We start from the raw sequence: 11,860 nt of genomic DNA, 5'->3' as shown, positions 1-11,860 counted from the left end.
AGGGGTTGGCATCCTGCAGCGATGCCGGAAGCAGTTCCTGGGGCAGGTTCTGGTATGCAACCGGCCGCAGGAAGCGGTTGATTGCCAGCGTGCCCACGGACGTGGTCTTGGTGTCGGAGGTCGCGGGGAAGGGGCCGCCGTGGACCATGGCGTGGCCCACTTCGACGCCGGTGGGCCAGCCGTTGACGATGATCCGCCCCACCTTCTGCTCGAGCGCGGGGATGAGCTGGGCCGCCGTCGGATAGTCCTCTTCCGCGAGCTGCAGGGAGGCGGTGAGCTGCCCCTCGAGCCGGTTGGTGGCCTCTACCAGTTCCCCGGCGTTGGAGTAGCGGATCACCAGGCTGGCGGCGCCGAAGATTTCAGCGTGCAGCACGTGGTTGCTGACAAAGTCGGCGATGTCGGTGCCGAAGATGGTCGGTGCCGGTGCGTTTTCGGTGGGACCGGCCGTGCCCTGCCCGACGACAGTCACGTTTTCGGCGGAACCAAGCGCTGTGGCGCCGGCGTTCCAGGACGAGGCGATGCCTTCGGTCAGCATCGTCTGGCCGGCACAGGCGGTTACTGCGCGGCCGACGGCGGCAGCGAGTTTGTCGCCTGCCTCGCCGGCCGGGGCGAACAGCAGCCCGGGGGAGGTACAGAGCTGTCCGGAGCTGCCGGTGACGGCGGTGACATACTGCTGCGCCAGTGCGTCAATTTGTTCGGCGGAACCGTTCAGGGCGCCGGGGAAGACGAAGACCGGGTTGAGCGAGGACATTTCCGCGTAGACCGGGATGGGCTCGGGGCGTGCCGCCGCCGTGCGCATCAGCGCGATCCCGGCGCTCTGGGAACCGGTGAAGCCCACGGCCTTGATGGCAGGGTCCGCCACGAGGGCCTGGCCGATGCTGGCCCCGGGGCCGTAGATCAGGGAAAAGACGCCCGGGTGGAGCCCGGAGTCGCGGACGGCCTTGACGATGGCCTGGCCGACGAGTTCGCTGGTGCCCGGGTGGGCGTTATGGGCCTTGAAGACCACCGGGCACCCGGCGGCGAGGGCGGAGGCGGTGTCTCCTCCCGCCGTCGAGAAGGCCAGCGGGAAATTGCTGGCGCCGAAGACGGCCACCGGTCCCAGCGGTATCTGGCGCTGGCGGATGTCCGCCCGGGGGAGCGGCGTGCGCTCCGGCAGGGCGGGATCGATGCGGACGCCGCGGAAGTCGCCCTGCCGGACCACGGAGGCGAACAGGCGGAGCTGGCCGGTGGTACGGGCACGTTCGCCCTGCAGCCGGGCCGCGGGCAAGCCGGTCTCCTGTCCCGCGCGGATGATCAGTTCGTCACCGATGGCTTCGATGTTGTCCGCGATGGCATCGAGGAATGCGGCGTGCGTCTCGGGATCGAGGGCGCTGAAAGACGCATACGCCTCAGCGGCCGCGGCGGTGGCTGCCTTGAGCTGCTCTTCGGTGAGCAGGGTGTAGGTGGGTTCCAGCTGTTCGTTGCTGGCGGGGTTGAAGCCAAAGGCGGTCCTGCCTTCGCCTGCGACGGCCTGCCCTGCGATGAGGGAATGTCCGGTGAGTGTCACTGTGATTACTCCTAGGAGGTGGTGGATCAGGAGACGGTGGCGATGAGGGCTTTGAGGTCGGCCAGGTCCTGCGGTGCCAGGTTCTGCAGCGGCGGGCGGACTCCGCCGGCCGAGCGGCCGATGGCGTCCAGGCCGCCCTTGACGATGGACACGGAGTAACCCTTGACCCGGTCGCGGATATCCAGGTAAGGGATCACGAAGTCGTTGAGCTTCTTGTTGACAGCGACGCGGTCCTGGTTGCGCACGTCCTGGTAGAAGTCCAGGGCGAACTGCGGGACGAAGTTGTACATGGCGCTGGAGTAGGTGCTCATGCCCAGCTGCAGCAGCGGGAGGGCGAAGGTTTCCGCCGTGGGCAGTCCGCCGAGGTAGAACAGGCGGTCACCGAGCTTGGCGTAGACGCGGGCGTCATGTTCGAGATCGCCCACACCGTCCTTGAAGCCGATCAGGTTCTCGTGGCGGTCGGCCAGGGTGGCTACGGTGGTGTCCTTGTAGATCGCGTTGGCGCGGTTGTAGATGATGACGCCGAGCGAGGTGGAGCTGCAGACCGCGCTGACGTGGTCAATCAGGCCGCCCTGATCAGCTTCCGTCAGGTACGGCGGCAGGAGCAGGATGCCGTCGGCGCCGGCTGCTTCGGCGGCCTGGGCATTTTCAATGGCCTGGGCGGTGGAGCCTCCGGCGGAGGCAAGAACGGGAACAATGTTTCCCACCTCTTCGACGGCGGCGCGGACCACGCGGGCCGATTCGGCCGGCGTGAGGGAGAATCCCTCGCCGGTGCCGCCGGCGGCGAAGAGGCCTGCCACCGGGAAGCTGGCCTGCCAGGCCAGGTGCTTGCGGTAGTTCTCCTCGTCGAACTGGAGCTGCGAGTCGAACGAGGTCACCGGGAAGGAGAGCAGCCCGTCTTTGAGAACGCTGGCAAGTTCCTGGGGTGAATGTTTGGCCACGATGAGTCCTCCATGTCGGCGCCGCGTCGGTGCGGCAGTTGATGTCTTCTCCTTCAGCCTAGGGAGCCTGATGATGCATGTCTAAGTTCATTTTTGTATGCATTGATACCATCCGCGCATCACTCTCGTTGGGTCAGTTCTCCTGGAACTCGAGGGACCGCAGGGCCCGGGCGAGGGCAGGGTTGGTGATGCTGCGGTTCCAGATGGCGTGGAGCTCCACGGGATCGTTGACACTGCTTTGCAGCGGCAGGAATTCGACGCCGTGGACGCCCAGCAGGGTCGCCGAGTGCGGCACGAAGGCCACGCCCCGTTTGGCGGCGACCAGGGACACCATGGTCAGGATCTGGCTGACGGTGTGGACCACGTTTGCGTGCTGGATGGAGATCATCCGGACCACGAGGTCGTAGAAATACCGGGCTTGGGTCGATGAGTGCATGATGAGCGGCTCGTCCCGGAGGTCCTCTTCGGTGATGTCCCTGGTGAGGCCGGCCAGCGCGTGGCCGGACGGCACCGCCAGCACCATGGCTTCGCGGTACAGCAGGTGGGAATTGAAGACCTCATTGTCAAAGGGCGGCCGGGCAAGGCCGAGGTCGAGTTCACCGGACTGCAGCCCGGCGATCTGCTCACCGGTAACCAGTTCCTGCAGGTCGATGTCGACGTCGGGGAGCGTGGCTGCGATCTCCTCCAGCAGCGGGCCCAGGATGCTGAAGCCGCTGGCTGCCGTGAAGCCGATCCGCAGCAGGCCCGACCGCCCCGAGGCGATCCGCCTGGCCGTTATGGGCGCCCGGTCCGCCAGTGCCATCAACCGGCGGGCTTCGTCCAAAAGGGCGCGGCCTGCGGCGGTGAGCTCTACCTTGCGGTTGTCGCGTTCCAGCAGTTCTGCCCCCACCGCCTTTTCCAGCTTCTGGATTTGGCGGCTCAGGGGCGGCTGGGTCATGTTGAGGCGTTCGGCAGCCCGGCCAAAGTGGAGTTCCTCCGCCACCGCAATGAATCCTGCAAGCTGGTCAAAGGTAAACATGATGCCTTCCGGGTATCACTCGATGCATATTCGGGCTTAGACATGCATCATAGTGGCTTCTTACACTCGATACAGCTAACCGGCCGTGATCCGGTTCACAAACGCCCGGGGCAGTTGCCCCACAGTGCCAACGAGGAGTTCCAATGATGCACTTCCCCACCCGCCGAGCCGTACTTGGGACGGCTTCGGCCATAACGCTCCTGGCCCTGACTGCATGCGGCAACGTTGCCGGCGGCAGTGCCGATTCGTCGAAATTCCCCAGCGGACCCATCAACGTGACCGTGGGGCAGGCCGCAGGCGGCAGCACGGACCTGATTGCCCGGGCCGTCGCCGAGGGTGCCTCCAAGACCCTCGGCACCCCGATGCCCGTAGTCAACAAGCCTGGCGCCAACGGCGCCCTCGCCACCAAGGAAGTGGCGGGCAAGCCGGCCGACGGCCAGAACCTGCTCCTGGTGACAGCATCGCTCGTCACCATCACGCCGCTGGCGGTCACGGCGGACGAAGCAGTCAACATCGACGACCTCGACATCATCACCGGCCTGTCCCAGGACGACTACGTTCTGGTTGCCAGCACCCAGTCCGGGTTCAAGAGCATCAAGGACGTGACCGCGGCCGGCCGCAACATCACCTTCGGCACCACGGGCGTGGGCACCGGCAGCCAGCTGGCCCAGACCGTGCTCTTCAAGCAGGCCAACGTGCAGGGCACCGACGTTCCCTTCGACAGCGGCAAGCCCGCGCTGACGGCTGTCCTGGGCAACCAGGTAGAGCTCGCGACCATCCAGCTTGGCGAAGCAATGCCGCAGATCCAGGCCGGGAAAGTGGCGCCGCTGCTGGTCTTCTCCGAGGAACGGAACAGCTTCCTCCCCGAGGTCCCCACGGCCAAGGAATCCGGCTATGACGTGCCGGTGGCCCAGTACCGCGCAGTCGCAGCCCCCAAGGGGACCCCGCAGGACGTGAAGGACAAACTGCTCGCTGCCTTCAAGGAGACCTTCAAGTCGGATGCCTACAAGGAGTTCAACAAGAAGAACATGCTGACCCCGAAGGAAATCTCCGGCGAGGAAGTGGTGACGCAGTGGAAGGACTACGCCGCCAAGTACAAGTCCCTGGTTGAAAAGTACGACATCAGCCTCAGTGGAACGAAGTGATGCCAGTGAAGGAAACACCTGCAGGGGGAGCCGGCCCCCGGCCGGGGGAGCTGCCCGAAGGGCTGCCGGCCGGGCCGCCGGCGGAGCTGCCGGCTGACCCGCCGGACGACCTCACGCCCGAACAGCTTGCGGCGCAGTGGGAAGAGGAGAAGCCGCCGGCTGCCGGCCCCCTTGCCAACGCCGCGTCATCCCTGGCGGTGCTCGGCGTCGGCATCGGTGCGCTGGTCCTGTCCGTCGCGATGGGCCTGGGTACTCCGTCAGCACCGCAGCCCGGGCTGTGGCCCTTCATCATCAGCTGCGTCATGGTGGCCCTGGGTCTTTTCCAGCTCATCGTGGGGCGCCACAACCGGGACGCGGAGAAGTTCACCCGGATGTCTACGGCCCCGCTGACCGGCCTGGTCACGCTGGCCGCCATGGTGGCCCTGATGCCGCTGATCGGCTTTGAACTGCCCGCACTGGTTCTCTGCATCATCTGGATGCGTTTCCTGGGCGGCGAGACCTGGCGGTCCACGCTGCTCATCAGCACCATCGTCGTTGCGGCGTTCTACGCCATCTTTGTCCTGGCGCTCGGCACATCCATTCCCCACCTCTTCTAGGAGACCCCCGTGGATTTTCTCAATCCCGTTATCAACGGATTTGCGGTTGTCCTGGAGCCGACCAACCTCCTGTACTGCCTGATCGGCGTCGTGATCGGCATGCTGATCGGCGTGCTGCCCGGACTGGGGCCCGCGGCAACCATCGCCATCCTTCTTCCGCTCACCTACAACGTGGAGCCTGTCACCGCCATCATCATGCTGGCCGGCATCTTCTACGGCGCCCAGTACGGCGGCACCATCACGTCCGTGCTCCTCCGGCTGCCCGGTGAAGCGTCCTCCGTGGTTACCGTCTTCGACGGCTACCAGATGGCCAAGCAGGGCAAGGCCGGGACCGCACTGGGACTGGCCTCCATCGGCTCATTCGTCGGCGGCACGGCGTCCATCATCGGCCTGACATTCCTTGCGCCGGTGGTGGCAAGCTTCGCACTGGATTTCGGCCCGCCGGAGTACACCGCCCTGGCGATGCTGGGCATCCTGCTCGTGGCCACCATCAGCAGCGGGTCCAAGGCCAAGGCGCTCGTCGCCGCTGCCCTCGGACTGCTTCTTGCGACGGTGGGCCGGGACATCTTCACCGGTGAAAGCCGGTTCACCTTCGGCAGCCTGGACCTTGCTGACGGCATCGACTTCGTGCCGATCGCGATGGGGATCTTTGGCCTCGGCGAAATCCTCTACAACCTCGAGGAGCGCCACCGGGCTGCGAAAGCGCCCTCCAAGGTGGCCAATGTCTGGCCGTCACGGAAGGACCTGAAGCAGGCGTCCGGTGCGATCGGGCGCGGCTCTGTCCTGGGATTCTTCCTGGGGATCCTCCCCGGTGGCGGGGCCACCATCGCGTCGATGGCGTCCTACGCCATGGAGAAGAAGCGGGCCAAGCAGCCTGAACGTTTCGGCAAGGGCGCCCCGGAGGGTGTCGCGGGACCGGAAACGGCCAACAACGCCGCGGCAACCTCGTCCTTCATCCCGCTGCTCACCCTGGGCATTCCGGCCAACGCCACCATGGCACTGATGTTCGGCGCCCTGCTGATCCAGGGCGTGACCCCGGGTCCGCAGCTTGTGGAACAGGATCCGGAGCTTTTCTGGGGCGTGGTGAACTCCATGTACATCGGCAACATCCTGCTGCTGATCATGAGCCTTCCGCTGGTGGGCATCTTTGTGAAGATCCTCCGCGTCCGGGCCGCCATCCTGGCTCCCGTCACGGCCCTCATCACGCTGATGGGCGCCTACACCATCAACAACAGCATGTTCGAGGTCTCGCTGGTGGTCGTCTTCGGCATCGTTGGCTACCTGATGAAGAAGTTCGGCTTCGAACCGGGGCCGCTGGTGCTCGCGTTCGTGCTCGGCGAACTGCTGGAAAGCTCCATGCGGCGCTCACTTCTCGTGTTCGGCGGCGACCCGATGGGCTTCTTCGGCCGTCCGATCTCCGCAACGCTGATTGTGGTATTCGTCCTGGTCGCTGTGCTGCCGGGTGTCAGGGCCATGCTGGCAAAGCGCAAGGCCTCCGCATCAGCAGAGCCTGCACCGGCCAAAATCAAGGAGAAGGTATGAGCATCATCGTTGGATTTGTTCCCACCCCTGCGGGCGAGGCCGCACTCACGGCGGGCATCGCCGAAGCTACCCTCCGCAACGAGGACTTGGTGATCGTCAACTCAGCCCGGGAGGGTGCGCTCGTGGACAAGTCCGTGGCGGGCGAGGACGTGCTGGCCCGGGCGGCCCAGCGTGCGGCGGAGGCCGGTGTCACGGCGAAGGTCATCCAGCCGCCCTACCATCACGACCTGGCCGACGAATTCCTGGACGTTGCCCGCGAAGCGAACGCGTCGCTGATCGTCATCGGCCTGCGGCACCGTTCGCAGGTTGGCAAATTCATCCTGGGCAGCCATGCCCAGCGCATCCTGATGCAGGCTGACCGCCCGGTTCTGGCAGTGAAAGCCGACGGCGCGCACTTCTAACGCAGGCACTTCCTCTAACGCAGGCACTTCCGGCGCGGACCCGCCGCCACGCGGCTGGACAGCAGTCGATCCGCACCCCAGGGGCGGTACGCGGCCTTCACAGGTGCGCGGCCGCCCCTTTCCGCACCCACTACAAAAGTCTTCCCGAGGACACCATGACCATTGTTTCGAACGCACCTGTTGTGAAGGCTCCGCCCCGGGCATCGAACAGCCCGCGGCACCCTGCCCGCCCTGGAGCCCGCGCCCTGGAGCCGATGCCCAACTGGACGAAGCTTTCGCGTAAGGATGACGTGGAGATCTACCGCGGCGGTGAGCTCGTCGCGTCCGGCCGGGTGGACATGCTTGCCCTCGACGGCAGCGTGTTCTGGGTTGTCCGGAATGACGGACAGGGCCGTGCCATGTTCCTGCACAGCGACGGATTTACTGTCCTCCGCCTGCCCCGCGCCCGCCCCGTCGACTGACCGCCAACCTCCGGCGGCTCCCAGCCCGCCTCCGGGCCGCAGCAAGCCCGCCTCCGCGCCCGCTGCAGGCCCGCCTACTTCCGCAGCGCCCCCAGCCCGGAAATCAGCGCTTCCAGGCCCAGGCTGAAAGCGACGTTGGCAGGCCTTTCGTGGCCCTGTTCCGCCAGGCTCCGCACCGCTGCCGTGAAGTTGGGCGTGGATTCCGCCATGCTGCCCGGATCGAAGATGTCCGCCGGGGCCGTGACGTCGTAGGCCGAACCGAAGATAAACGACTCCAATGCCACGATCGAGGAGACGATGCGCTCCTGGGGGAACCCGGCCTCGCGCAGTCCCTGGCTGACGGTCTCGTACATGGCCAGGGTCTGCGGCGCATCCGTAACCGGCAGGACCGCGATGACCGGGATCAGCGGGGTGTGCTTGGAAAAGACGTCCCGGTAGCTCCACGCCCACTGCCGCACGGCCTCGTCCCACGGCTCCGTGCCGAAGGCGGACACATCCACCAGCGATGCGAGGTGGTCCTCCACCAGGACCAGGACGTCCCGTTTGGACGTCACGTGGTTGTAAAGGGCCGACGGCGCCACCTGCAGTGAGCGTGCCAGTGCGGCCATCGTCAGGCCGTCGTAGCCGTTCTTGCCGATCAGCCGCAGCGCGGCAGACGTAATGCCCGCCTGGTCCAGCACCGCCGAGGACGGCCTTCCCGCGCGGCGCTTTGCCGGGATTTCGGGGTGGCGGGAGTCCGTGGCTGGTCGTGCGGCTGCCGGCATCGTCGGCCTTTCTGCTGGCGGGGTCCCCAGCATTATTCCATTGACCCCTTCCGTGACGTCCCGGAACCCGCTATAGTTTTCGTAAATGAATGGCATTCATTTAGTGGTTCGCATCACACTGGCGGCCACAGAGAGGACATCATGCTGGAACTTGACCGCGACGTCGTTGTCGTAGGAGCCGGCCCCTCGGGCCTCACGGCAGCCCGCGAACTGATGAAGGCCGGCCTCAGCGTCGCCGTGCTGGAAGCGCGGGACCGCGTGGGCGGCCGCACCTGGACCGACACCATCGACGGCGCCATGCTGGAAATCGGCGGCCAGTGGGTCTCGCCGGACCAGACGGTACTCCTGGAACTCCTGGACGAACTCGGCCTGGAAACGTACTCCCGCTACCGCGCCGGTGAATCCATCTACATGGGCGCCGACGGGAAGAAGACCCGCTACACCGGGGACTCCTTCCCGGTCAGCGAAACCACAGCCGCCGAAATGGACAAGTTGATTGGCCTGCTGGATGGGCTGGCGGCGGAAATCGGCCCCACCGAACCCTGGGCCCACCCCAAGGCGCGCGAACTGGACACCATTTCCTTTCACCACTGGCTCCGCCAGAACTCCCCGGATGAGGAGGCCTGCAACAACATCGGCCTGTTCATCGCCGGCGGGATGCTGACCAAGCCCGCGCACGCATTTTCCGCGCTGCAGGCCGTGCTGATGGCAGCCTCCGCGGGATCGTTCACGCACCTGACGGATGAGGATTTCATCCTCGACAAGCGGGTGGTGGGCGGAATGCAGCAGGTCTCGCTGCTGCAGGCACGGGAACTGGGTGACGACGTCGTGCTTAACAGCCCGGTGCGCACCATCAACTGGACGGAAGAGCGCGACGGCGGCCCGCGCGTCACCGTGGTGTCGGAACGGGCCACCGTCAACGCCCGCTATGTGATCATGGCGGTGCCGCCGAACCTGTATTCGCGCGTCTCCTTCAACCCGCCGCTGCCGCGCCGCCAGCACCAGATGCACCAGCACCAGTCCCTGGGCCTGGTCATCAAGGTGCACGCCGTCTACAAGACGCCCTTCTGGCGCGAAGACGGGCTGTCCGGAACCTGCTTCGGTGCCGGCTCGCTGGTGCAGGAGGTCTACGACAACACCAACCACGGGGATTCCCGCGGCACCCTGGTCGGCTTTATTTCCGATGAGAAGGCCGACGCCGTCTTCGAGCTCAGTGCCGAGGACCGCCGCCGCACCGTCCTCGAATCCATCGCGGCCTTCCTGGGGGACAAGGCGCTCGAGCCGGAGGTGTACTACGAATCCGACTGGGGTTCCGAGGAATGGACGCGCGGGGCCTACGCCTCCAGCTACGACCTCGGCGGCCTGCACCGCTACGGCAAGGACCAGCACCAGCCGGTGGGGCCCATCTACTGGAGCTCCTCCGACCTCGCGGCCGAGGGGTACCAGCACGTGGACGGAGCCATCCGGATGGGGCAGCTGACTGCCGCCCGCGTGGCCGCCGTCGCCAGGGTCACCGCCCCGGCCTAGGGAGTGGGTTCCGGCGGCGCCTGCCGCCGGAACCGGGCGCCCCGCCATTCAACGTCGAATGATTCCTCCGGAGAGGGAACTCCCATGTCAACCGCAACCCAGCCAGGCAAGGCTGCACACAAAACCCTGAGCGAAAAGGGACTGAAGGCCGGATCCGTGGGGCTGATCGGCGCCGTCGTCATCGGGGTGTCCTGCATTGCCCCGGCGTACACCCTCACTGCAGCCCTCGGCCCCACCGTCTCCGAGGTGGGCGTCCACCTTCCGGCAATCTTCCTGGTGGGCTTCATCCCCATGCTGCTCGTTGCGCTGGGGTACCGCGAACTCAATAATGCAATGCCCGACGCCGGAACCTCCTTCACGTGGGCAACGCGCGCCTTTGGGCCGTGGATCGGCTGGATGGGCGGCTGGGGCCTGATCGCCGCCACCATCATTGTGCTGTCCAACCTCGCCGCCGTGGCCGTGGACTTCTTCTACCTCATGCTGGCCCAGCTCTTCAGCAACCCTGAACTGGGCGAGCTGAGCGGGAACCTGCCCCTCAATATCGCCACCACCGTGGTGTTCATCGCGCTGGCCTGCTGGGTTTCCTACCGCGGCATGGAGGCCACCAAGGGCGTCCAGTACGTGCTGGTGGCGTTCCAGCTCCTGGTGCTCGGCTGGTTCGCCGTGGCGGCTTTCAGCCACGTTGCCAACGGCTCGGCCTTCGATGCCACAGCCATCTCGCCGGACTGGTTCAGCCCGTTCGCCGTAGACTCCTTCTCGTCCTTCGCCGCCGGTGTGTCGCTGTCGATCTTCATCTACTGGGGCTGGGACGTCACGCTGACCATGAACGAGGAAACCCGTAACCCGGAAAAGACGCCGGGCAGGGCCGCGACCGTTACTGTCCTGGTGATCGTGGTCATTTACATGACCGTGGCGCTGGCCACGCTGTCCTTCGCGGGAATCGGCGAGGAAGGACTGGGCGCCGGAAACCCCGAGAACCAGTCCAGCATCTTCGCCGTGCTCGCCGGTCCGGTGATGGGCCCGTTCGCCATCCTCATGTCCCTGGCAATCCTGAGCAGCTCGGCGGCGTCCCTGCAGTCCACGTTCGTGTCACCGGCCCGGACCCTGCTAGCCATGGGCCACTACAAGGCGCTGCCGCTTAAGTTCGGCAAGGTCAGCCCCCGCTACAAATCCCCGGGCTACGCCACGGTGGCCGCGGCCGTGGCGGCCGCCGCCTTCTATGTGATCACCCGGACCACGTCTGAGAATGCGCTCTGGGACACCATCACCGCGCTGGGCATGATGATCTGCTTCTACTACGGCGTCACGGCCCTGGCCTGCGTCTGGTTCTTCCGCGCCCAGGCCTTCAGTGGCATCCGCGCTTTCCTGTTCAAGTTCCTGGCGCCGCTGCTGGGCGGCGTCATCCTGCTGGTCATGTTCGTCAAAACGGCCTATGACTCCATGGATCCCGACTACGGTTCCGGGTCCTCCGTGGGCGGCGTGGGGCTGGTGTTCATCCTCGGCATGGGAGTGATCCTGCTGGGCGCGGCGCTCATGCTGGTGATGGCCAGGCTCCGCCCGGAATTCTTCAAGGGGCAGGTCCTGTCACGCGGGATCTGAGGTCACGCGGGATCTGGGGTTCAGGCGCTGTTCCTGGCACGCGCCCGCGAGGCCCTGATCATCATCGAAATGCTGATCGCTTCCACCACGGCAATGGCAGCGCACATCCAGTAGAGGCCGTTCAAGGCGACCAGGACGATGGCAATCAGGCCGGTTACGACGGTGACGATGACCGGGATCAGCCAATCCGGTCGCACTGATTGGGGTGTGGTGTCCGGCGTGGTCATGAGTTGCTCCTGGGCTTGGGTGGCTTGTGTTTAGTGCTTGCGGGTCATTGAAAGTAAGCACGCTTACTAATATGCTGAATCGGGTGGGGAACT

At 65.9% G+C, this 11,860-nt stretch carries 12 protein-coding genes; 7 read left to right on the top strand and 5 right to left on the bottom strand.

What is annotated here, in order from left to right; all coding sequences use genetic code 11:
- From J7I79_RS08015 to J7I79_RS08005, 3 genes are all read right to left on the bottom strand, one after another.
- Positions 1–1,546, bottom strand: a 1,546-nt coding sequence (locus tag J7I79_RS08015) for an aldehyde dehydrogenase (NADP(+)) (protein WP_214952054.1), incomplete at its 3' end; no start/stop codon positions are given.
- Between the two features lie 26 nt (positions 1,547–1,572).
- Positions 1,573–2,487, bottom strand: a complete 915-nt coding sequence (gene kdgD / locus J7I79_RS08010; RefSeq protein WP_104174650.1) for a 5-dehydro-4-deoxyglucarate dehydratase — start codon at positions 2,485–2,487, stop codon at positions 1,573–1,575.
- A gap of 133 nt (positions 2,488–2,620) precedes the next feature.
- On the bottom strand, positions 2,621–3,505 hold the full coding sequence (locus J7I79_RS08005) for a LysR family transcriptional regulator (protein ID WP_214952052.1): 885 nt from the start codon (positions 3,503–3,505) through the stop codon (positions 2,621–2,623).
- A gap of 143 nt (positions 3,506–3,648) precedes the next feature.
- On the opposite strand from J7I79_RS08005, the gene J7I79_RS08000 reads away from it, so the two are divergent.
- From J7I79_RS08000 to J7I79_RS07980, 5 genes are all read left to right on the top strand, one after another.
- The gene (locus J7I79_RS08000) at positions 3,649–4,650 is read left to right on the top strand and encodes a tripartite tricarboxylate transporter substrate binding protein (protein WP_214952050.1); all 1,002 of its coding nucleotides are present in this window, start codon (positions 3,649–3,651) and stop codon (positions 4,648–4,650) included.
- Between the two features lie 5 nt (positions 4,651–4,655).
- Complete coding sequence (locus J7I79_RS07995) at positions 4,656–5,246, top strand: tripartite tricarboxylate transporter TctB family protein (protein WP_396020175.1); 591 nt, start codon at positions 4,656–4,658, stop codon at positions 5,244–5,246.
- Positions 5,247–5,255: 9 nt separating this feature from the next.
- On the top strand, positions 5,256–6,788 hold the full coding sequence (locus tag J7I79_RS07990; protein WP_214952046.1) for a tripartite tricarboxylate transporter permease: 1,533 nt from the start codon (positions 5,256–5,258) through the stop codon (positions 6,786–6,788).
- A complete protein-coding gene (locus J7I79_RS07985; RefSeq protein WP_104174654.1) occupies positions 6,785–7,189 on the top strand; it encodes a universal stress protein in 405 nt (134 codons plus the stop codon). Before J7I79_RS07990 ends, J7I79_RS07985 begins: the two co-directional genes overlap by 4 nt.
- Before the next feature lie 155 nt (positions 7,190–7,344).
- Entirely contained in the window at positions 7,345–7,650 is a 306-nt protein-coding gene (locus J7I79_RS07980; RefSeq protein WP_214952044.1) for a hypothetical protein, read from the top strand.
- Positions 7,651–7,724: 74 nt separating this feature from the next.
- Here the strand turns inward: J7I79_RS07980 and J7I79_RS07975 are convergent, their stop codons facing one another.
- Complete coding sequence (locus J7I79_RS07975) at positions 7,725–8,414, bottom strand: TetR/AcrR family transcriptional regulator (protein ID WP_251042499.1); 690 nt, start codon at positions 8,412–8,414, stop codon at positions 7,725–7,727.
- A gap of 141 nt (positions 8,415–8,555) precedes the next feature.
- Here J7I79_RS07975 and J7I79_RS07970 point away from each other — a divergent pair, with 141 nt between their 5' ends.
- Both J7I79_RS07970 and J7I79_RS07965 read left to right on the top strand, forming a co-directional pair.
- Positions 8,556–9,941, top strand: coding sequence for an NAD(P)/FAD-dependent oxidoreductase (locus tag J7I79_RS07970; protein WP_214952042.1), 1,386 nt, complete (start codon positions 8,556–8,558; stop codon positions 9,939–9,941).
- Positions 9,942–10,025: 84 nt separating this feature from the next.
- Positions 10,026–11,540 (top strand): APC family permease, encoded by a 1,515-nt coding sequence (locus J7I79_RS07965; protein ID WP_214952040.1) that lies wholly within the window; start codon positions 10,026–10,028, stop codon positions 11,538–11,540.
- A gap of 20 nt (positions 11,541–11,560) precedes the next feature.
- Here J7I79_RS07965 and J7I79_RS07960 read toward each other — a convergent pair whose 3' ends face one another.
- A complete protein-coding gene (locus J7I79_RS07960; protein ID WP_214952038.1) occupies positions 11,561–11,767 on the bottom strand; it encodes a hypothetical protein in 207 nt (68 codons plus the stop codon).
- Positions 11,768–11,860: the final 93 nt, after the last annotated feature.

This window comes from Arthrobacter sp. ISL-69 (assembly GCF_018613775.1).
Taxonomy (GTDB): Bacteria; Actinomycetota; Actinomycetes; order Actinomycetales; family Micrococcaceae; genus Arthrobacter.
Note: the sequence above shows the minus strand (reverse complement) of the source record. Positions and strands in the feature narration are given on the sequence as shown.